Here is a 20,997-nt window from a genome sequence, read left to right as displayed (position 1 = left end):
GGTGGGGGGGGGGGGGGGGTGGTCGTGGGGGCGGGGGGGGGTGTTGTCCTTTTTCTCCCTGGGTTGTTGGGGGGGGGGGGGGGCGGGGGGGGGCCCCCCCTACCCCCCCCCCCACCCCTGCTCAGGCGCTGACCGCTCCGCCCTTGCTCAGGCGCTGACCGCTCCGTACTTGCTCAGGGCGCGGCGGGCCGGAAGGCGTTCGGGGCGGCGCCCGTGGGGCGGGGGCTGCGGCCGGGTGCGGCCCGGCACGTCACGTCCCGGGCCGGGAGCCTGCCGGTGGCCAGGTAGTCCAGGGCGGTGTCCTCCGCGCAGGCGCTGCGGGGCTCGGCGAAGAGGACGCCGTGGCCCTCGCCCCCGTCCACGGTGACCATCCGCGAGCCCTTGAGCGCGCGGTGCATGCCCCGGGCGGTGAGCAGCGGGGACTGCGAGTCCCACTCGTTCTGCACGATCAGCGCGGGCACCTTGTTGTCGACCTCGGTGACGGGCTCGGCGCCCCGGGGCCAGAACGCGCACGGCGGGATCGAGGAGGCAAAGTCGCCGTACAGCGGGTAGCGGGCCGCGTCGGCGAGGGAGTCGCGGTAGTACGTCCGCACGTCGCGCGGCCAGGAGGCGTCGGCGCAGACCACGGCCCACTGGGCGGACATCTCGTTGTCCGGCGTGGTCCCCGTGGGCAGCCCCGGCACGGTCTCGCCCGCGGCCGCCCGCTTGAGCGTCACGAGGGTTTCGGCGCCCTGCCGGACGGTGAAGAACCCGCGGCGCATGGTGTGGCGCACGGCGGCGCCGTCGAGCGTCTCACCGCCGACCACGAGGGGCTTGGCGTCGGCGCGCCGCACCAGTCGCCAGAAGGTCCGCTCTACCTGGGCCGGGGTGGCGCCGAGGTGGTAGGCGGCGTCGTGCCGCGCGGTCCACCGCGCCCACCGCCGGAAGGCGGGCTCGGCCTCCGACCCCCAGACGCGGAACATGTCACGCCACATCCACGCCGGGTCGATGGCGCTGTCGAGCACGAACCGGTCGACGCGCTTCGGGAAGAGCTGGGTGTAGACCGCGCCGAGGGCCGTGCCGTACGAGACGCCGAGGTACGACAGCTTCTTCTCACCCAGGGCCGCGCGCAGGACGTCCATGTCGCGGGCGGTGTTGCGGGTGGTGAGGTGCGGCAGGAGGTCGCCGTGCCGGGCGCGGCACTTGCCCGCGACGGCCTTCGCCCAGGCCACGTTGGCGGCGAACTCGGCCTTCGAGCGGGTCGGGCGCGGGAAGCGCTTCTCCTCCTCGGTGAGGCCGCAGGCCACCGGCGTGCTCCGGCCGACGCCGCGCGGGTCGAAGCCGACCAGGTCGTACTGGTCGAGCACGCGCTTCGGCAGCGCGTCGGCCGCCTCGAGCGGGAGGTCGAGCCCCGCGCCGCCGGGCCCGCCCGGGTTGAAGGTCAGCACGCCGCGCCGCTTGCCCGGCTCGCTGGTCCGCAGCCGGGATATCGCGACGTCGATGGTCCTGCCCCGGGGCGCGCGGTAGTCGAGCGGCACCTTGAGCGTCGCGCACCGGTACGCGGCGGGCTTGTCGGCGGCGCACCGCTTCCAGGTGAGCTGCTGCCGGGCGTACGGGGCGAGCGACGCCGCGGCGCCGGCGGGCACTTGGCCATACGCGGACGCGGGCGCGGGCCTGGCCGCGGGCGCGGCCGAGGCCGGGCTCGCGGTGACCGCCGGGGCGAGTGTCGCCGCCATGCCGAGGGCGAGCAGCGGCACGGTGAGGCGTCGCCGTGCGGGATGAGCCACGTGAGGTCCTCTCTGGTCGGTGAGGCGCCGAGATGTTCGGCGTACCGCTCAGAGGGACGCAAAGGGCGGCACAGCACCTCCACCCGTCACAAACAGAACAAGTCAAGAACGGCGCGAAACCGATCAGGTACTCCGAAGGGGCGGTACCTCCCTACGGGGTCCTGCGAGTGTGCTCGGTCCATCGAGGCGTGCGCCGTACGAACGCGGGCCACCGCGGGCACTTGCCGTGGATCCAGATGACGGCCCCGCCGGCCGAGATGGACACCTTCGCGGAGGACGTGCCGGGGTGCCGCTTGGTGATCGGCTCGTCGCACCGCCAGCAGTACCGCGTACCCTCACTCACCGCCATCCCTGCCGGTTGATCCTCACGGCCGCACCGAACAACTTCTGGCCCGTGACACACCACGGGAGACCGGTGGAGCACTGCTGACAGCCCGTCCTGTGCTCCTGGAACCTCTCGCAGAAGTTCGCGTAGGCGCAGGACCGGCAGCCGCGGGGGAACCATCGTGCTCCGCTGCCGTGCGCGTCCACCTCACGCGCGCCGAGGTCGACGGCGATGGTGTTGTTGAGCGAGGCCGTACACCAGACGCAGCGTCGGCCGCACACCTGCTCCTCGGCGAGGGCGGCCGGATCGGGCAGTTGGATCGGCGGCATCGGAACAGTTCCTGGCCCACTTCCGCTGCCGGTCGACTGGCCCGTAATGTCGCTCATGTCGACTCCTTGTCAGTCGGCCACACCCCGGGGCCGGTCGCACGGTCGCCGGGGTCTCGCCTGACTCATGGAATCGTTCCGCTACGTGGGGTGACAGGGACGGAACGTCCCACTTTCGCGACGCTCATCACCGACTCCCAGGAACTCGGCCAGGGAGGGCAACCCCGCCGGGTGATTGGGAAGCGCCCACAGATCACGCACGATGGCCACCGCCAACGTGTGGTGCCGCATCCACGTCGGCGCCGCACGGCGAAGCGACTCCAGGGCCTTCACCGCACCTGCCGCGTCACCGAGGTCGGTATGGGCTCGGGCCACGTCCAGCAGCAGCCACGTCCGCCACGACGGCGGGGCGTCCTTGCTCAGCCGCATCCCCTTGGCCAGCGTCAGGGCCTGTTCGGGGTGCCCGTACTGAACGGCCAGGCGTACGCGCTCGATCCGTACCGACGACGGGCTGAACACGCTGACCATGCGGCTGTCGCCGGCCTGCGGCAGCCTGGCCACGCGGGCGGCTTCCTTCTCGGCGTGCTCCATCAACGCGGCTGCCCGCTCATAGTCGTTGCTGCGAGCGGCCGACGTGGCGGCGGACATGGTCAGCGCGCCCCAGACCTTCAGACCGTCAGCGGTGCCCGCGTGTCCGTGGTCCCTGATGTCGTCCGCGGCGTGCAGGGCGATGCTCAAGGCATCCCCGAGGCGCCCCTGCCTCTGGTAGGTCCACGCAACGGAGTTGACTATCATTGGGCGGAGCAAGGGGTCGGAGGAACGGCCAGCGGCCTCTATGGCGCGCTCCAGGCTGATGAGCGCAAGGTCCGTCTTGCCCATCCGCACGGCGACGTGTCCGGCGAGTTGCAGGGCCTTGCCCAGTGCTGCGAATCCGGCCCGCCGCTCATCGTCGCTGTCCGCGGCCGTGGCGGTGCGTGCATCCGAGAGCAGGTCCGGCAACACCTTCAGCACCGCGTCGAACTCGGCGGCGTGGTACTGCGTCCACCCGTCCGCGATCCGCTCGCGCAGATGGTCCAGCGAGAAGCCGGGACCTGGTGGTCCGGGGTCCGGTCCCCAGAGCGCCGGCATGATGGCGCGGCGCACCGCTACGAAGCGCGGGCCGTCGCTCTCGCCTGTGGCAGCGACCGCGGGCGGGTCCCCCAGGAGCGTCGTCAGTTCCACGCCAAGTCCGTTGGCCAGGGCATGCAGCGTGGGCAAGCGCGCCGAGTGCTTGCGCCGCTGTTCGAGTTGCTTGATCACGTCCACGGACACCGCGGAGCGCTCGGCCAGCTCCTCCTGAGTAAGGGAGGCCAGGCGGCGGAGGCGTCGGAGAGTTCCCCCCAGGTCGTCGTTTGCCACCCCGTCACCGTACGCCGCGACGAGAAGGGGCGGCGAGAGAGCGCTGCCCGCCGTCCTGCGCGACGTGTACGACCAGCCGCCCTTCGGCGGCATGGAGAGAGGCAGCGACGCGGTGGCGATCAGCAACTCGTTGACCCGGGACGAAGTCCCAGGTACGCGAAGAAGCGGCACCTCCGCACAAGGTGCCGCTTCTTCGGGGAAGGCCGGGGTCGCCGCCGTATCGGTTGAGGGTCGGGGACACGGCGGCGGCCCCGGGGTCGTGGGCCCGGGCCGGGGGTCTAGCGGTGGTCGCTGCCCTGGGCCTGGGAGGCGGCGCGGCCTGCTTCCAGGCGGGCTACCGGGATGCGGAACGGGGAGCAGGAGACGTAGTCGAGGCCCACCTCGTGGAAGAAGTGGACGGACTCCGGGTCGCCGCCGTGCTCGCCGCAGACGCCGAGCTTGATGGCGGGGCGGGTCGCGCGGCCCGCCTCGACGGCGCTGCGGACGAGGGAGCCGACGCCGTCCTTGTCGATGGTCTCGAAGGGGCTGACGCCGAAGATGCCCTTCTCCAGGTACGCGGTGAAGAAGCTGGCCTCGACGTCGTCGCGGGAGAAGCCCCAGACCGTCTGGGTGAGGTCGTTCGTGCCGAAGGAGAAGAACTCGGCGGCCTCGGCGATCTGACCGGCGGTCACGGCGGCGCGGGGCAGCTCGATCATGGTGCCGATGGAGAGCTTCAGGTCGGTGCCGGTGGCGGCCTGGACCTCGGCGATGACCCGGTCGGCCTCCTCGCGGACGATCTCCAGCTCCTGGACGGTGCCGACGAGCGGGATCATGATCTCGGCGCGCGGGTCGCCCTTGGCGTTCTTGCGCTCGGCGGCGGCCTCCGCGATGGCCCGCACCTGCATGGTGAACAGGCCGGGGATGACCAGGCCGAGGCGCACCCCGCGCAGGCCGAGCATCGGGTTCTGCTCGTGCAGCCGGTGCACGGCCTGGAGCAGGCGCAGGTCGTTCTCGTTGGCGTCCTTGCGGGACTCGGCGAGCGCGACGCGCACGGACAGCTCGGTGATGTCGGGCAGGAACTCGTGCAGCGGCGGGTCGAGCAGGCGGACGGTGACGGGCAGGCCGTCCATCGCCTCGAACAGCTCGACGAAGTCCTGCTTCTGCTGCGGGAGCAGGGCCTTCAGGGCCTCCTCGCGCTCCTCGTCGGTGTCGGCGAGGATCAGCTTCTCGACCATCTCGCGGCGCTCGCCGAGGAACATGTGCTCGGTGCGGCACAGGCCGATGCCCTGCGCGCCGAACCGGCGGGCGCGCAGCGCGTCCTCGGCGTTGTCGGCGTTGGCGCGCACCCGCAGCCGGCGCTTGCCGTCGGCGAAGGCCATGATGCGGTGCACGGCCTGGACCAGCTCGTCGGCGTCGTCGGCGCCCGCGTGCATGCGGCCCTCGAAGTACTCGACGACCGGGGAGGGGACCACGGGCACTTCGCCCAGGTAGACCTTGCCCGTGGAGCCGTCGATGGAGACGACGTCGCCCTCCTCGACGACGGTGCCGTTGACCGTGAGGCGGCGGCGCTTGGTGTCGACCTCCAGCTCCTCCGCGCCGCAGACACAGGTCTTGCCCATGCCGCGCGCGACCACGGCCGCGTGCGAGGTCTTGCCGCCGCGGGAGGTGAGGATGCCCTCGGCCGCGATCATGCCGTCGAGGTCGTCGGGGTTGGTCTCGCGGCGGATGAGGATGACCTTCTCGCCGGAGCGCGACCACTTGATGGCGGTGTAGGAGTCGAAGACGGCCTTGCCGACGGCCGCGCCGGGCGATGCGGCGATGCCCCGGCCGAGCTGCCGCACCTTCGCGTCCTCGTCGAAGCGCGGGAACATCAGCTGCGCGAGCTGCGCGCCGGTCACCCGCTGGAGCGCCTCGGCCTCGGAGATCAGGCCCTGGTCGACGAGTTGCGTGGCGATGCGGAAGGCCGCGCCCGCGGTGCGCTTGCCGACGCGGGTCTGGAGCATCCAGAGCTGCCCGCGCTCGATGGTGAACTCGATGTCGCAGAGGTCCTTGTAGTGCGTCTCAAGGGTCTCCATGATCTGCATGAGCTGGTCGTACGACTTCTTGTCGATCTGCTCCAGCTCGGCGAGGGGCACGGTGTTGCGGATGCCCGCGACGACGTCCTCGCCCTGCGCGTTCTGAAGGTAGTCGCCGTACACGCCCTGGTGGCCGGAGGCCGGGTCGCGGGTGAAGGCGACGCCGGTGCCGGAGTCGGGGCCGAGGTTGCCGAAGACCATCGAGCAGACGTTGACGGCGGTGCCCAGGTCGTGCGGGATGCGCTCCTGGCGGCGGTAGAGCTTGGCGCGGTCGCCGTTCCAGGAGTCGAAGACCGCCTTGATGGCGAGGTCCATCTGCTCGCGCGGGTCCTGCGGGAAGTCGCGGCCCGCCTCGGACTTCACGATCTTCTTGAACGTGGTGACGAGCTTCTTGAGGTCGCCCGCCTCCAGGTCGGTGTCGACCGCGACCTTCTTGGTGGACTTGGCCTTCTCCAGCGCCTCCTCGAAGAGCTCGCCGTCGACGCCGAGGACGGTCTTGCCGAACATCTGGATGAGCCGCCGGTACGAGTCCCACGCGAACCGCTCGTCACCGGCCTGCTTGGCCAGGCCCTGCACGGACTTGTCGGAGAGCCCGATGTTCAGGACGGTGTCCATCATGCCGGGCATGGAGAACTTGGCGCCCGAGCGGACCGAGACCAGCAGCGGGTCGTCGGACTGGCCGAGCCGCTTGCCCATCTTCTGCTCCAGGGCGTCGAGGTGCGCACTCACCTCGTCGCGCAGGGCCGCGGGCTCCTCGCCGCTGTCGAGGTAGACCTTGCAGGCCTCGGTGGTGATGGTGAAGCCCGGAGGCACCGGAAGACCCAGGTTGGTCATCTCGGCGAGGTTGGCCCCCTTGCCGCCGAGGAGGTCCTTGAGGTCCTTGTTGCCCTCGGTGAAGTCGTACACGAACTTCACGCCCTGAGTTCCCTGCGGTACGTGGGGATCTTTGTTTTCCGACACGGGTCTCGACTCCTCGAGGACGCGGTGGCTGCCCTGACGGCGAGGAACATACCCAGATCGAAGGCTCATGGGTACGTCCACTTGTGGGTCATACGGCCGTAACCACCCGTGCGCCGCTAGATCGAAAGTGACTCACGGGTAGCGGAACGCGGAATCGTGCGTTCAAGTCTTGAAGGGTCAACCCCTGTAGACCCTGGGTTTTGCTCAGATGAGCGAGTAACGCGCCAGGTGTGACTTCGGGTCGTAAATGATCGAGCGGTGGCACTGAGTGCCACCGCTTGGAGAAGTGCAGTCACGCTTACGTCGCTCATCTGAGCGCAAGAGCGATCAGGGGTGGCGAGAATCACGCCGTTTCGCGAGGCCGCTCTCCGGTATCCGGACGTCTGCCGGATGCTTCCCGCGTACCGACCCGGGTATGCCGAAGGGACCCATGGGGCACCGGGTGCCGCTCAGAGGCCGAGCGCGGCGAGCCGCTCCTCGGCCCGCTCGGGCGCGTACAGGTGCTCCACCACCAGCGCGGCCGCCCCGGCCAGGCCCGCCCGGTCGCCGAGCCGGGACGTGACGATCTCCAGGTGGGCCGTGGACCGCGGCAGCGCCCGCTGGTACAGCAGCTCCCGTACGCCGGTCAGGAAGGGCGTTCCGGCCAGATCTCCGGCGATCATCAGGACGCCCGGGTTGAGGAGCGTCACGACCGTGGCGAGCACCTCGCCGACCTGCCGCCCCGCCTCCCGGGCGAGCCGCGCCGCCTCCGGGTGCCCGGCCGCGAGCAGCCCGGCCACGTCGGAGCCGGAGGCCGCCGGCACGCCCGCCGCCGTGAGCCGCCCGGCGAGGGCCCGGCCGCTGGCCACGGCGGCCAGACAGCCGTACGCGCCGCACTTGCACAGCGCGGCGGCGCTCCCCGGCACCCACGGCACGCGTATGTGCCCGATGTCGCCTGCGCCGCCGTCCACGCCCCGGTACACCGAGCCGTCCACGACGACGCCCGCGCCGATGCCGGTGGAGACCTTGACCAGGGCGAAGGCCGAGCAGTCGGGGTAGGAGGCGCGCTGCTCGCCGTACGCCATGAGGTTGGCGTCGTTGTCGACGAGGACCGGTACGGGGGCGGGCTCGCCCCCGCGCGTGGGCCCGGGCGCGTGCGTGGCGAAGGCGCGGCCCAGCCGGGACCGGATGTCGTAGCCGTCCCAGCCGGGCATGATCGGCGGCTGCACGACGCGGCCCGTCCTGCTGTCGACCGGGCCCGGCACCGCGAGCCCGATCCCGCACACCGACCGCGCGGCCCGGCCGCCCTCGCGCAGCAGCGCCCCGAACCGGACGCCCAGCTCGTCCAGGACCTTCTCCGGGCCCTCGTCCACGCGCAGCGGCCCGGTGTGCTCGGCGAGCACGTCACCGGTGAGGGTGAGCAGCGCCGTGCGGGCGTGCCGGGTCTCCAGGTCGGCGGCGAGGACCACGGCGTGCGCGTCGTCGAACTCGAGGCGGACGGCGGGGCGCCCGCCGAGCGGGGACTCCACCGGGGCGCCGGCGCCCTCGCGCAGCCAGCCCGCGCGGAAGAGCCGGTCGAGGCGCTGGCCGACGGTGGCCCGGGACAGGCCGGTGGCCCGCTGGAGCGCGCCCCGGGTGGTGGCGCGGCCGCTGCGCACCAGGTGCAGCAGGTCGCCCGCGCTCGCCTGGGCGGTCCCGCGCGCCGCCGCCCCGTTCCCCATGGCCGCTCCTCCCGTCGCCTGCCCTGTCGCCTGTCCTGCCGTCCGTCGTCCGGTGCCGCCGGGTCCGGGCCGCACCACCCTTGCGCGCGTCAACTACGCGTTACATAGTGGGTTTTGCGCGGCGACCCGACGTAACTCTAGGGTGGACCGGACCGAACTGACAGCCTGTCGGCAGCGGTACGCCGCCGGGCCCGGGGAGGGACACGTGGACCGCACCCCCGCGGCCGCCGCGGCGGCCTCCGACCCCGCGAGGACGACGACCGCCGCGCCCGGCGCGGGACCGGCGGCGTCCCGCGCCGTCACCCCGCGCCGCCCGGACCCCTTACGCGACGCCGCCGCCCGGGTCCTGTTCCGTAACTGGATCGAACGTTCTACCGTCCCGTCGCGAACGCTCTACCCCCACCAGTGGTCCTGGGACTCCGCGTTCGTCGCGATCGGGCTGCGCCATCTGTCGCCGCTGCGCGCCCAGCTCGAACTGGAGACCCTGCTGCGCGCGCAGTGGGCCGACGGCCGCATCCCGCACATCGTCTTCAACCCCTCGGTGCCGCCGGACGCCTACTTCCCCGGCCCCGGCTTCTGGCGCTCCCGCACGGCGGGCCGCGCGGCGGGCGCCCCCGACGCCGTCGAGACCTCCGGCATCGTGCAGCCGCCGGTGCACGCGCTGGCCGCCTGGCTGGTGCACCTCGCCGACCCGGGCCTGTCCCGGGCCCGCTCCTTCCTCCCCCGCCTCCACCCGCGCCTGGCCGCCTGGCACCGCTTCCTGCTGCACCGGCGCGACCTCGGCGGCGCGGGCCTCGCCGCCGTCGTCCACCCCTGGGAGCAGGGCATGGACAACAGCCCCTGCTGGGACGGGCCGCTGAGCCGGGTCCCGCCGGCGGACCCGGGCACGTTCCGCCGCGCCGACCTCCACCACGGCAGCCCGCGCGAGCGGCCCACGGACCTCGACTACGGCCGGTACGTCCGGCTCGCCGCGGACTACCGGGACCGCGGGTACGGGGCTCACGGGAGCCACGGTGCCGACGCCCGCGGGCCCGGCTTCGCCGTGGAGGACCCGGCGTTCAACGCCCTCCTGATCGCCTCCGAGCACGCGCTGGCCCGTATCACCGGCGAGCTCGGCGTCCCCGCCACGGCCCGGCACGATCGCGCGGAGCGCCTCACGCGCGTCCTGGTGGAGCGGCTGTGGGACCCGCGGGACGGGATCTTCCGGTGCCGCGACCTGCGGGCCGACGCGCCGGGCAACCCGGGCGGCCCGGGGGCATCGGGTGGGCCCGGCGGGACGGGTGGCGCGTCGGCGGCCGGGGCGCTCGTGGACGAGCGGGGCGTGACCGGTCTTGTCCCGCTGCTGCTGCCCGGGCTGCCGGACGGCGTCGCCGCCGCCCTGGTGCGCACCGCGCGCGGCCCGCGCTTCGCACTCGGCGGCCGGGCCCGGCTCGTCCCGAGCCACGACCTGCTCAGCCCGGCCTTCGACGCCCGCCGGTACTGGCGCGGGCCCGCCTGGATCAACGTCAACTGGCTCCTCGAACGCGGCCTGCGGCTGCACGGTGAGCGGGCCCTGGCCGACGCGCTGCGCGCGGCGGTGCTCGACGTGGCCGCGGCGTCCGGCTTCGCCGAGTACGTCGATCCGTACACCGGGGACGGCCACGGCGCGCGCGGCTTCAGCTGGAGCGCGGCGCTGGCACTGGATCTGCACCTGGACGCCGGCCGCGGGGAGCCGGCCCACCACACAGCGGGGCCTGGTACGAGGGAGAGGGCTCGACATGAGTGAGCGGCACCGGCACCACCTGCTCGTCCGCGGTACGACGTGCGCGGCCGTGGCCCCGGGCGGCGACATCCACGGCGTCCCGGGCGGCGGCCCGGACGGCCTCTTCGTCCGCGACGCCCGGCACCTGAGCCGCTGGCAGCTCACCGTGGACGGCGCCTTCCCGGAGCTGCTCGCCCCCGCCGCGGACGAGGACGCCGACGTGGTGCGCTGCGTGCTCGTACCGCGCGGCGGCCGTGCGGAGCCGCCCGCGTACACGCTCTTCCGCGAGCAGGCCGTCACCGACGGCGCGCTGGTCGAGGCGGTGCGGATCACCAGCAACCGCCCGGTGCCGACCACGCTGCGTGCCGCGTTGACGTGCGACGCCGACTTCACCGACCAGTTCGAGCTGCGCGCGGACCACCGGACGTACGCGAAGCCGGGCGCGGTCCGCTCCCGCCGGGTCCTGGACGCTGCGGACCCGCAGTCCCCGGGCGGTGGCGTGGAGTTCACCTACCGGCGCGGGGACTGGCTGGCCCGCACCACGGTCACGGCCGTGCCCGCGCCGGACGCCGTCGAGGAGACGGGCACCGGGGCGCGGTGCCTGGTCTGGACGCTCGTCCTGGACGCGCACGCCTCCGCCGAACTGGCCCTGACGGTCACCGCCAGGCCGCACGGCGCGCCACCGCCGCCGCGTGCGCCCGCCTCACCGGACGCGGCCAGCCGTCAACTCGCCGCCGCCCGGCGGCGGTTCGTCTCCTCCGTGCCGCTGCCGGCCGACCGGCCCGAGCTGGCCGCCGCGTGCGCGCGGGGGCTCGCCGACCTGGCGGCCCTCCAGGTGCCCGCGCGCGGGCCCGACGGGGAGGATCTCCTTGTGCCCGGCGCCGGGGCGCCCTGGTTCCTCACGCTGCTCGGCCGCGACGCGCTGCTCACCTCGCTGTTCGTCCTGCCCCGGCTGCCGGGGCCGGCCGCCGCGACGCTGACCGCGCTCGCCGCGGCCCAGGCCACGGAGGCCACCGCCGGGCCGGCCGCCCGGCCCGGCAAGATCGTGCACGAGGTGCGGCACGGCGAGCTCGCCCACTTCGGGCAGGTGCCCTACGGCCGCTACTACGGCTCGGTCGACGCCACCCCGCTCTTCCTCGTCCTCCTCGGCGCCTACGCGGAGCGCACCGGCGACACGGCCCTCGCCCGGCGCCTGGAGCCGCACGCCCGCGCCGCCGTCGGCTGGATGCTCGACCACGGCGGGCTCGGCAAGCACGGCTACCTCGTCCACCGCGCCGAGGAGGGCGGGGCCGCCGACCGGCACTGGAGGGACTCCCCCGGCGCGATCTGCGGCGCCGACGGGGCCCGGCCGACGGGGCCGGTCGCGGTGGCGGGCGTGCAGGGTTACGCGTACGACGCGCTGCGGCGGGCCGCGGGGCTCGCGCGGGCGGTGTGGGACGACGCCGGGTACGCCGACCGGCTCGACCGGACCGCCGCGGACCTGCGGAGCCGCTTCCGGCGCGACTTCTGGATGGCGGGGCGCGGCTTTCCCGCGCTCGCCCTGGACGGCGGTGGGCGGCAGGTGGACGCGCTCGCCTCCGACGCGGGGCACCTGCTCTGGTCGGGCCTCCTCGACAAGGAGCAGGGCGAGGCGGTGGGCCGCCGCCTCCTCGAACCCGACTTCTTCTCCGGCTGGGGCGTCCGCACGCTGGCCTCCGGCCAGGGCGCGTACCATCCGCTCGCCTCCCACCGGGGCGCGGTGTGGCCGCACGACAACGCCCTCATCGCGCTGGGGCTGGCCCGCTACGGGCTCCACGACGAGGCCGGGACGCTGGCCCGGGCCCTCGTCGACGCCGCCACGGCCGGGGCCGGCCGCCTCCCCGAAGCCCTGGCCGGCTACCCCCGCACCACCCACCCCACCCCCATCCCCCACCCCCACACGTCCCCCCGCCCCTCCCCGACAGCAGCCACCCCCGTGGCCCTCCTCACCGCCACGACCCCGACCTGACACCGGGCCTCCCCCACCCGCCCCCGGGCAACTGCCCCCACCCTGCGGGCAACTGCCCCCACCCTGCGGGCAACTGGTCCGCCCCGGGGGCGGAACGGGTGGGCACAGGGCGGACCCCGCAACGCCGGGCTGCGCCTCCGCCCCACCACAGCCCGGCAGCACCTGACAGCGCAGGGCACAGCGGTGGCGGGGCGAGGACCCGCAGCGGAGCGGGTGGGGGCGTAGGGGTCAGCCGCCGGAGGTGTCCTGTTCGGCGTCGGCGGAGACGCCCGCGCAGTCGTACGGGTCCCGCAGCCAGCCGTCCGGCAGGACCACCCGGTTGTTGCCGGACGTCCGCCCGCGAGGCCCGTCGGCCCCCTCGGGCCACCCCTGCTCCAGGTCCAGCTCGTCGAGCCCCGCCCGCAGCTCGGCGAGCGACGACGTGACCGCGAGCCGCTTGCGCATCTCGGACCCGACCGAGAACCCCTTCAGGTACCAGGCCACGTGCTTGCGGAAGTCGATCACGCCCCGCGCCTCGTCGCCGATCCACTCGCCGAGCAGCGCGGCGTGCCGCACCATGACCTCGGCGACGGTACGCAGCGTGGGCCGCGCCACATCCCCCGTACGCCCCTCGAACGCTGCGACGAGGTCCCCGAACAGCCACGGCCGCCCGAGGCACCCGCGCCCGACGACCACCCCGTCGCACCCGGTCTCGCGCATCATGCGCACGGCGTCCGCCGCCGACCAGATGTCGCCGTTGCCGAGGACGGGGATCTCCGGCACGTGCTCCTTGAGCCGGGCGATCGCGGACCAGTCCGCGGTGCCGCCGTAGTGCTGCGCGGCCGTCCGCCCGTGCAGGGCGATCGCGGTGACGCCCTCCTCGACGGCGATGCGCCCCGCGTCCAGGTAGGTGATGTGGTCGTCGTCGATGCCCTTGCGCATCTTCATGGTCACCGGCAGGTTCCCGGCGCCGCTCACGGCCTCGCGCAGGATGGCCCGCAGCAGGTTCCGCTTGTACGGCAGCGCGGAGCCGCCGCCCTTGCGGGTGACCTTGGGGACGGGGCAGCCGAAGTTCAGGTCGATGTGGTCGGCGAGGTCCTCCTCCGCGATCATGCGGACGGCCTTGCCGACGGTGACCGGGTCCACCCCGTACAGCTGGATGGAGCGCGGCTTCTCGCTCGCGTCGAAGTGGATGAGCTGCATGGTCTTCTCGTTGCGCTCGACCAGCGCCCGGGTCGTGATCATCTCGCTGACGAAGAGACCCTTGCCGCCGCTGAACTCCCGGCACAGCGTCCGGAACGGCGCGTTCGTGATGCCCGCCATGGGCGCGAGCACGACGGGCGGCCGCACGGTGTGCGGGCCGATCTCCAGCGCGGCCGGCGAGGCGGTCGGGGCTGGCGGCGACGAAGGCTGCGGCTGGGACATCGGGCGGCACTCCGGTGGCGTACGGGAAGCGGACAAGCCTCTATTGTCCCTCAGCGCGACGACCGCCCGTCCCGGCCCCGTCCCCCGGCCCGCCGCCGTCCCCGGGGCCGGTCCCGCTCGCCCGGGCCCGCGCCCGCCCCTTCCAGGCCGTGGCCCCGCTCGTGACCGGCTCGTCCTCGATCTCGGCCAGGCGCTCCAGGCGCGCCTCCGTCTCGTCGTCGGCGGGTACGTACGCGACGAGGCGGTACGCCTGGGTCTCCGGGGACAGCCACATGTTGCGGTGCTCCAGGCTGAGGAGCCCCACCTCGGGGTGCTGGTAGCGCTTGACGTGCGGCAGCATCGTGGCGAGCTCGTGGCGCTCCCACAGCGCGCGGAACTCCGCCGACACCCGCAGCAGCCCGTCGAGCCGCTCCTTCCACGCGGGCTCCGCCAGGTGCTCGGCCATGCCCGCGCGGAACTTCGCGATGAGGTCGCGCAGCATCTCGTCGCGGTCCAGGAAGGTCTCGCGCCAGCGCCTGCTGGTGGTGAGCAGCCACAGGCAGTTCCGCTCGTGCGGCGGCAGCTCGGTGAGCTCGCCGAAGACCTGCGCGAAGGGGCGGTTGTGCGCGAGGACGTCGTAGCGGGCGTTCTGGAGGGTCGCCGGGTAGGGGGCGATGCGGTGCATCAGGCGCAGGGCCGTGCCGGAGACCAGCGGGCACTCGGTCTCGGGGCGCGGGTCGACGACGCCCGCGAGCGCGAAGAGGTGGCCGCGCTCGGTCTGGTCCATCAGCAGCGCGCGGGCGACGGCGTCCAGGACCTGCGCGGACACCCGGATGGCCCGCCCCTGCTCCAGCCACGTGTACCAGGTGACGCCCACCGCCGCGAGCTGCGCGACCTCCTCGCGCCGCAGGCCGGGCGTCCGCCGCCGGGCCCCGCGCGGCAGGCCCGCCTGCTCGGGCGTGATGCGCTCGCGGCGGCTGCGCAGGAAGGCGGCGAGCTCGCGCCGGCGGGAGGCGTCGTCCGCCACCGGGGCCGCGTGCCCGCTCCGGGCCGGGGCGGGGAGCCCACTTCGGGCCGGGGCCGGGAGACCACTGCGGGCCGGGGCCGCGCTTCCCCTCCGCGCGGGGGCCGCCTTCCCCCGCCGCGCAGGGGGTTCGTACGTCGCTGGGGGCTCTACGGTCACGCTCACGTTCTCAGGCTGCCCCAGCCCCCACCCTGTTGCCAGGTGCGGCTACTACCAGGATAAAGACACTCTGGTACCCCCTTGCGGCCACGCCGATCGTCGTACCCGTGACTGCTACGACCACCGACACCGACACCGCCCCCGGCACCCGCACGAGCACCGGCACCCGCCCGGCACCCACCGCCCCCGCCCGGGGCCCGGCCCTCACCGGCCTCGGCCTGTTCACCATCCTGCTCGGCACCTCCCTGCCCAGCACCGACTTCTTCGTCGTCAACGTCGCGCTGCCCGACATCGGGCGCGACCTGGGCGCGTCGCCGTCCGCCCTGGAGATGGTCGCCGCCGGGTACGCCGTCGCGTACGCCGTGCTGCTGGTCCTCGGGGGCCGCCTCGGGGACGCGTACGGGCGCCGCAGGCTCTTCCTGTGGGGCGTGGCGGGCTTCGGGCTGACCTCGCTGGCCTGCGGTCTCGCCCCCGGCGCCTGGTCGCTGGTGGGCTTCCGGGCGGCGCAGGGCGTGGCGTCCGCGCTGATGCTGCCGCAGGTCCTCGCCACCATCCACGCCACCACGCGCGGCGAGCGGCGGGCGCGGGCCGTCGCGCTGTACGGAGCGGTGAGCGGGCTCGCGATGGTGCTGGGGCAGGTGCTCGGCGGCGTCCTGGTGTCGGCCGACATCGGCGGCACCGGCTGGCGCATGGCGTTCCTGATCAACGTGCCGGTCGTCGCCCTCGCGCTGCCGCTGGCGGTGCGGTCGGTGCCGGACAGCCGTGCCGAGCGGCCCGGGCGCGGCGACGTCGGCGGGACGGTGCTGCTGGCCGCCGCGCTGATCGCGCTGCTGCTGCCGCTGACAGAGGGCCGGGCGGCGGGCTGGCCGCTGTGGTCGGTCCTGTCGCTGCTGGCCGCGCCCCTGCTGCTCTGGGCGTTCACCGTCGTGGAGCGGCGGGCCGAGGACGGCGGCGGCAGCCCGCTGCTTCCCCCGTCCCTGCTGCGCGAGCCGGGTGTCGCCCGGGGCCTGCTGCTGGGCGTACCGATCTTCGTGGGGTTCAGCGGCTTCATGTTCGTCGGCGCCGTGACGCTCCAGGAGGGGCTGGGGTACGGCGCCCTGAAGGCGGGGCTGACGCTGGTGCCGATGGGGCTTGCGCAGTTCTGCGGGTCCCTGCTGCTGCCGCGCCTGGTGAACCGGCTCGGCAGCCGCACCCTCACCCTGTGCGCCCTGGTGCACGGCGCGGGTCTGGTGGTGCTCGCCGCCACCCTGCTGTGGGCCCCGGGGTCCGCGCCGAATCCGTCGGTACTCGCCCCGGGGCTGGTCCTGTGCGGCCTCGGGCAGGGTCTGCAACTGCCGCTGTACTACCGCCTGCTGCTGGCCGCCGTGCCCGCGGCGCGGGCGGGCGCGGGCAGCGGTCTCGCCGCCACCGCGCAGCAGTCCGGGCTCGCCGTGGGTGTGGCCACGCTCGGCTCGCTGTTCCTGGCGCTGGAGGCGGACCTCGGCCCGCGCGAGGCCTTCGCGGCCGTCCTGGGCGTCCAACTGGCCGGGCTCCTCGGCCTGGCGGCACTGAGCCTGCGGCTGCCGCGCGAGCTGGGGTGAGCTGGGTGCCCGGGCCCGGCCTGGAGTGAGCGTGGGCGCCCCGGGCCCGGCCTGGAGTGAGCCCCGGGCGCCCGGGGCGCCTCACCCGCCCCAGGGTTACCGTCGGCTCTATGCCCGAGCCCGACCTGAGCCCCCGCCGCCGCCACCTGGTCCTCGCGATCTGCTGCATGAGCCTGCTGATCGTCAGCCTGGACAACACCGTCCTGAACGTCGCGCTGCCGACCATGGCGAAGGAGTTCGACACCAGCATCTCGGGCATGCAGTGGACCATCGACGCGTACACCCTCGTCCTGGCCTCGCTGCTGATGCTGGCGGGCTCGACGGCGGACCGGGTGGGCCGCCGCAGGGTGTTCCGGACGGGTCTCGTGGTCTTCACCCTGGGCTCGGTCCTGTGCTCGCTCGCCCCGAACCTGGAGTCGCTCGTCGCCTTCCGCATGGTCCAGGCGGTGGGCGGCTCCATGCTCAACCCGGTGGCCATGTCCATCATCACGAACACCTTCACCGAGCCGCGCGAGCGCGCCCGCGCGATCGGTGTGTGGGGCGGGGTCGTCGGCATCTCCATGGCGGCGGGGCCGCTGGTCGGCGGCCTGCTGGTGGAGGCCGTCGGCTGGCGGGCGATCTTCTGGGTCAACCTGCCGGTGGGCCTGGCGGCGCTCCTGCTCACCACCCGCTACGTGCCCGAGTCGCGGGCCCCGAAGCCCCGCCGCGCCGACCCGGTCGGCCAGCTCCTGGTGATGGTGCTGCTCGGCGCGCTGACGTACGCGATCATCGAGGCGCCCGCGGTGGGCTGGACCGCGCCGCTCACCCTGACCTTCGCGGCCCTCGCGCTTGCGGCGCTCGCGGGTCTGCTGCTGTACGAGCCGCGCCGTGAGGAACCCCTCATCGACCTGCGGTTCTTCCGCTCGGCGCCGTTCAGCGGGGCCACGGTCATCGCGATCTGCGCGTTCGCGTCGCTCGGCGGCTTCCTGTTCCTGTCCACCCTGTACCTCCAGGACGTGCGCGGCCTGGACGCGCTGCACGCGGGCCTGTGGATGCTGCCGATGGCGGCGATGACGCTGGTGTGCGCGCCGCTGTCGGGTCGCCTGGTCGGGGCGCGGGGTCCCCGGCTCCCGCTGTTGATCGCGGGGGTGGCGATGACGGCGTCCGGCGTGCTCCTCGCGGCGTTCGAGGCGGAGAACGAGAACGGCACGCGGTTCCTCGCCTACATTCTGTTCGGCATCGGCTTCGGCGTGGTCAACGCCCCCATCACCAACACCGCCGTGGCCGGCATGCCCCGCGCCCAGGCGGGCGTCGCCGCCGCCGTCGCCTCCACCAGCCGCCAGATCGGCCAGACCCTGGGCGTCGCGGTGATCGGCGCGGTCCTCGCCTCCGGCGTGACCAGGTCCTACGCCGCCGACTTCACCGAGGCGAGCCGCCCGGCCTGGTGGATCATCACGGCCTGCGGCGCGGCGGTCCTGACCGTGGGCACCCTCACCAGCGGCCCCTGGGCCCGAGCCACAGCCCACCGCACAGCCCACCACCTGACCCCGACCCCCGAGGCCCCGCCCCGGGCGGGCAACTCGGGCTCGGCCCCCTGACCGACTCCGCCCTGCGGCCCCTCAGCGATCCGCGTGGTGCACCACCTTGAACTTCCCAAGCCGTGCGCGCGGAAAAGGCCGCGCCGCCGGAAGAACACTCCGTGCGACGCTCTCGGCAATTCCTTCGTCGAGCATGCTCCGATATGCCGCGAGAGCCGCACCATACGTGCGCACGAAGCTGTCCTGCACCGCTTTCTCGGCCTGTGGCACGAGGTAGCAGCGGTCCGCGTCGAACTCCACGAACGAAAGGCCGTCGCGAGACGTGTAGCCGTCGGCCGACAACGCCTTGAACTCCAGCTCGAACCCCGTCCTGGGTCCCGGGGTCATCCACGACGCACGGATCGACTGGACCTGATTGTCGTCGATCATGATGCCGTCGACCCCGGTCACCGCGTCGAGGATCGGCTTCAGGACATTGTCGAGGTCAGCCACCAGGTGGGTCTGATAGCGGCGGGACTCCTCGATGAACCACACCAGGGTTGCTTCGACATCGTGGGTGAATATCCCCGTCGTGCCGCTGCGGACAACCGAAGCGAGAGCCCTCTTGAAACCTGCCTTCCGGGCCGGATCAGCTTGGAGCGAAAGGGGATCTACCGCGCCTCGAATATCGACCCGGGCGTACTCGCGAGATTCGCGCACATCGAAGTCGGCTTCGGTCACCCCTGCTCTGGACATGAGGGAAAGTTTCCCAACGCCGGGCGATCACGACAAGCGCCGAGACCCGCGGGCACCGGCAGTCGCCGACAGGGCCTCGGGGGATGAACGCGTCGCCGCTCACCGGCCCGGCTCCGTGCGGGCGGCCATGTGGCGGATGGCGGATGCCTCCTCCAGGAGTTTCCTGGCTTCGGCGGCGTCGGTGGCTTCCGTGGCGCGCGCTTCGAGGTCGGTCAGGTGGGCGTCGAGGTGCGGGTCGCGGGCGATGGCGTACTCGCCCCACCAGCGGGCCATGAACGCGGGCACGGGGGCGAGGTCGCACGTGTCGGCGATCGCCCGCTTCCAGTGCGCCTCGAAGTCCGCGAGCAGGTGAGGGGCGTACCGGGCGATGGCCTCGCGCAGCGCCGCGGGGGTGCGCTCCGGCATGGGCGGGACGTCGGGTGGCACCGGGGCGGCAGGGCTCATGTCGCGTCCTCCGTGGGTCGGCACCTCTTCGGCTCCGGAGGTTAGCGGCCACGCTCCGGAACCACGGATGGGTTACAGATTTCAGAACTTGAAATCTGTCAGGGTCGGGTGCATGGTGGAGGTGCGGCGCCCCCGCGGTCCCTTTTCGGGCAGTGCGCAGGGCCGTCGTCCTCTCTTCCTCGCCCTCAGAACCCCAGGAGCCCCTATGCGCACCCAGAAGCTCGGCGCCACCGGACCCGTCACCTCCGCCCTCGGTCTCGGCTGTATGGGGATGTCCGCGCTGTACGGGGAGGCGGACCGGGGGGAGTCCGTCGCCACCGTGCACGCCGCGCTCGACGCGGGTGTCACCCTGCTCGACACCGGCGACTTCTACGCCATGGGCCACAACGAGCTGCTCATCGGCGAAGCCCTGCGCACCGCCCCCGCCGCGCTGCGCGAACAGGCGCTGCTCAGCGTGAAGTTCGGCGCCCTGCGCGACCCGGACGGCGGCTGGGCCGGGTACGACGGGCGGCCCGCGGCGGTGAAGAACTTCGCCGCGTACTCGCTGCAGCGGCTCGGCGTCGACCACATCGACGTGTACCGGATCGCCCGCGTCGACCCGGACGTGCCCGTCGAGGAGACCGTCGGCGCCATCGCCGACCTGGTCGAGAAGGGGTACGTGCGCCACGTCGGCCTGTCGGAGGTGGGCGCGGACACGCTGCGCCGGGCCGCCGCCGTCACGCCGGTCGCGGACCTGCAGATCGAGTACTCCCTCATCTCGCGCGGCATCGAGGACGAGATCCTGCCCACCGCCGCCGCGCTCGGCGTCGGCGTCACCGCGTACGGCGTGCTCTCGCGCGGCCTGATCTCCGGCCACTTCACCCCCGACCGGCAGCTCGCGGCCGACGACTTCCGCGGGATGAGCCCCCGCTTCCAGGGCGAGAACCTCCGGCGCAACCTCGGCCTCGTCGACGCCCTGCGCGCGGTCGCCGAGGCCAAGGGCGTGAGCGTCGCGCAGACCGCGATCGCCTGGGTGCTCGCCCAGGGGCCGCGGTTCGGCGCGGACATCGTGCCGCTGGTCGGCGCCCGCCGCCGGGACCGGCTGGCCGAGGCGCTGGGCGCCCTGGACGTCACCCTCGACGACGCGGACCTCGCGGCGATCGAGAAGGCCGTGCCCGCCGGCGCCGCCGCGGGCGCCCGCTACCCCGAGTCGCAGCTCGCGCACCTCGACAGCGAGCGCTGACCTGCCCGGAAGAGCGGACCGGGCGCGCGGACCGGAGGAGGTGCCGTCCCCGGCGGCGGGTACCGTCGTGGCCATGGCCCCCACCGAGCCCCTGACCGCCGAGCGCATCCTCGCCACCACCGAGGACGTGCTGCGCCGCCACGGCGCCGCCAAGGCCACCGTGGTGGACGTGGCCCGCGCGCTCGGCGTCAGCCACGCCGCCGTGTACCGCCACTTCCGTACGAAGGCGGCGCTGCGGGAGGCGGTCACCGAGCGCTGGCTGGACCGGACGACGGCCGAGCTGCGGCGGGTGGTGGACGACCGCTCGGCGCCCGCGGACGAGCGGCTGCGCCGCTGGTTCACCACGCTGTTCGCGGCCAAGCGCGAGAAGGCGGGCGCCGACCCGGAGCTGTTCGCGACGTACGAGGTGCTGCTCGGTGAGAACAGCGGAGTGGTGGAGCGGCACATCGCCGACCTCGTCGGGCACCTCCGCCTCATCCTGGAGGAGGGCGTCGCCCGGGGCGAGCTGGCCCTGCCCGTCGCGGACGCGGCGCTGACGGCCCGCGCGGCCTTCGACGCCACGGGCCGGTTCCACGACCCGGGGTACGCCCGCGAGTGGTCCGCGCCCGGCATCGACGAGGCCTTCACGGCGGTCGTGGAGCTGACGCTGGCCGCGCTGCGCCCCTGAAACCGGCCG

The 20,997-nt window shown here is 73.9% G+C and carries 16 protein-coding genes; 6 read left to right on the top strand and 10 right to left on the bottom strand.

The genetic code is table 11. The features are described 5' to 3' along the window. Positions 1-173: 173 nt before the first annotated feature. The 6 genes from QK440_RS29030 to QK440_RS29005 all read right to left on the bottom strand — a co-directional run bounded on the left by QK440_RS29030 (position 174) and on the right by QK440_RS29005 (position 8,529). Positions 174-1,766, bottom strand: a complete 1,593-nt coding sequence (locus QK440_RS29030; RefSeq protein WP_282796191.1) for an alpha/beta hydrolase — start codon at positions 1,764-1,766, stop codon at positions 174-176. 151 nt (positions 1,767-1,917) lie between these two features. Beyond that, positions 1,918-2,109 (bottom strand): hypothetical protein, encoded by a 192-nt coding sequence (locus tag QK440_RS29025; protein WP_282796190.1) that lies wholly within the window; start codon positions 2,107-2,109, stop codon positions 1,918-1,920. Continuing rightward, entirely contained in the window at positions 2,106-2,477 is a 372-nt protein-coding gene (locus QK440_RS29020; RefSeq protein ID WP_282796189.1) for a hypothetical protein, read from the bottom strand. Before QK440_RS29020 ends, QK440_RS29025 begins: the two co-directional genes overlap by 4 nt. Positions 2,478-2,558: 81 nt before the next feature. After that, on the bottom strand, positions 2,559-3,815 hold the full coding sequence (locus QK440_RS29015; RefSeq protein ID WP_282796192.1) for a helix-turn-helix transcriptional regulator: 1,257 nt from the start codon (positions 3,813-3,815) through the stop codon (positions 2,559-2,561). Positions 3,816-4,093: 278 nt separating this feature from the next. Further along, the gene (gene ppdK / locus QK440_RS29010; RefSeq protein ID WP_282796188.1) at positions 4,094-6,829 is read right to left on the bottom strand and encodes a pyruvate, phosphate dikinase; all 2,736 of its coding nucleotides are present in this window, start codon (positions 6,827-6,829) and stop codon (positions 4,094-4,096) included. A gap of 449 nt (positions 6,830-7,278) precedes the next feature. Then, positions 7,279-8,529 carry an ROK family protein gene (locus tag QK440_RS29005; protein ID WP_282796187.1) on the bottom strand — a complete coding sequence of 417 codons (1,251 nt, stop codon included), beginning with the start codon at positions 8,527-8,529 and terminating at the stop codon, positions 7,279-7,281. 205 nt (positions 8,530-8,734) lie between these two features. Here QK440_RS29005 and QK440_RS29000 point away from each other — a divergent pair, with 205 nt between their 5' ends. Next, on the top strand, positions 8,735-10,294 hold the full coding sequence (locus tag QK440_RS29000) for a hypothetical protein (protein WP_282796186.1): 1,560 nt from the start codon (positions 8,735-8,737) through the stop codon (positions 10,292-10,294). Next, complete coding sequence (locus QK440_RS28995; protein WP_282796185.1) at positions 10,287-12,257, top strand: glycogen debranching N-terminal domain-containing protein; 1,971 nt, start codon at positions 10,287-10,289, stop codon at positions 12,255-12,257. Before QK440_RS29000 ends, QK440_RS28995 begins: the two co-directional genes overlap by 8 nt. A 228-nt stretch (positions 12,258-12,485) precedes the next feature. Here the strand turns inward: QK440_RS28995 and dusB are convergent, their stop codons facing one another. Together dusB and QK440_RS28985 are read right to left on the bottom strand one after the other, a co-directional pair. Beyond that, positions 12,486-13,661 carry a tRNA dihydrouridine synthase DusB gene (gene dusB, locus QK440_RS28990; protein WP_282796184.1) on the bottom strand — a complete coding sequence of 392 codons (1,176 nt, stop codon included), beginning with the start codon at positions 13,659-13,661 and terminating at the stop codon, positions 12,486-12,488. A 40-nt stretch (positions 13,662-13,701) separates the two neighbouring features. Continuing rightward, complete coding sequence (locus QK440_RS28985; protein WP_282796183.1) at positions 13,702-14,667, bottom strand: helix-turn-helix transcriptional regulator; 966 nt, start codon at positions 14,665-14,667, stop codon at positions 13,702-13,704. 263 nt (positions 14,668-14,930) lie between these two features. Between QK440_RS28985 and QK440_RS28980 the strand changes: the two genes are divergently transcribed. Together QK440_RS28980 and QK440_RS28975 are read left to right on the top strand one after the other, a co-directional pair. After that, positions 14,931-16,403, top strand: coding sequence for an MFS transporter (locus QK440_RS28980; RefSeq protein WP_282796182.1), 1,473 nt, complete (start codon positions 14,931-14,933; stop codon positions 16,401-16,403). A gap of 110 nt (positions 16,404-16,513) precedes the next feature. Continuing rightward, positions 16,514-17,980, top strand: a complete 1,467-nt coding sequence (locus QK440_RS28975; RefSeq protein WP_282796181.1) for an MFS transporter — start codon at positions 16,514-16,516, stop codon at positions 17,978-17,980. Positions 17,981-18,001: 21 nt separating this feature from the next. Here the strand turns inward: QK440_RS28975 and QK440_RS28970 are convergent, their stop codons facing one another. Then, complete coding sequence (locus QK440_RS28970) at positions 18,002-18,640, bottom strand: RusA family crossover junction endodeoxyribonuclease (RefSeq protein WP_282796180.1); 639 nt, start codon at positions 18,638-18,640, stop codon at positions 18,002-18,004. Positions 18,641-18,754: 114 nt separating this feature from the next. Then, positions 18,755-19,099 (bottom strand): DUF6247 family protein, encoded by a 345-nt coding sequence (locus QK440_RS28965; protein ID WP_282796179.1) that lies wholly within the window; start codon positions 19,097-19,099, stop codon positions 18,755-18,757. A gap of 205 nt (positions 19,100-19,304) precedes the next feature. Between QK440_RS28965 and QK440_RS28960 the strand changes: the two genes are divergently transcribed. Together QK440_RS28960 and QK440_RS28955 are read left to right on the top strand one after the other, a co-directional pair. After that, positions 19,305-20,321, top strand: coding sequence for an aldo/keto reductase (locus QK440_RS28960; RefSeq protein WP_282796178.1), 1,017 nt, complete (start codon positions 19,305-19,307; stop codon positions 20,319-20,321). A 73-nt stretch (positions 20,322-20,394) separates the two neighbouring features. After that, positions 20,395-20,988 carry a TetR/AcrR family transcriptional regulator gene (locus QK440_RS28955; protein WP_282796177.1) on the top strand — a complete coding sequence of 198 codons (594 nt, stop codon included), beginning with the start codon at positions 20,395-20,397 and terminating at the stop codon, positions 20,986-20,988. The last annotated feature ends 9 nt before the right edge of the window (positions 20,989-20,997 follow it).

The organism is Streptomyces sp. CC224B (genome assembly GCF_030010595.1).
Taxonomy (GTDB): Bacteria; Actinomycetota; Actinomycetes; order Streptomycetales; family Streptomycetaceae; genus Streptomyces; species Streptomyces longispororuber.
Note: the sequence above shows the minus strand (reverse complement) of the source record. Positions and strands in the feature narration are given on the sequence as shown.

Coding starts and splice junctions, on each gene's coding strand:
- QK440_RS29020 (WP_282796189.1), bottom strand. CDS start 2,477: ATGAGCGACATTACGGGCCAGTCGACCGGCAGCGGAAGTGGGCCAGGA.
- QK440_RS29005 (WP_282796187.1), bottom strand. CDS start 8,529: ATGGGGAACGGGGCGGCGGCGCGCGGGACCGCCCAGGCGAGCGCGGGC.
- QK440_RS28995 (WP_282796185.1), top strand. CDS start 10,287: ATGAGTGAGCGGCACCGGCACCACCTGCTCGTCCGCGGTACGACGTGC.
- dusB (WP_282796184.1), bottom strand. CDS start 13,661: ATGTCCCAGCCGCAGCCTTCGTCGCCGCCAGCCCCGACCGCCTCGCCG.
- QK440_RS28975 (WP_282796181.1), top strand. CDS start 16,514: ATGCCCGAGCCCGACCTGAGCCCCCGCCGCCGCCACCTGGTCCTCGCG.
- QK440_RS28965 (WP_282796179.1), bottom strand. CDS start 19,099: ATGAGCCCTGCCGCCCCGGTGCCACCCGACGTCCCGCCCATGCCGGAG.
- QK440_RS28960 (WP_282796178.1), top strand. CDS start 19,305: ATGCGCACCCAGAAGCTCGGCGCCACCGGACCCGTCACCTCCGCCCTC.
- QK440_RS28955 (WP_282796177.1), top strand. CDS start 20,395: ATGGCCCCCACCGAGCCCCTGACCGCCGAGCGCATCCTCGCCACCACC.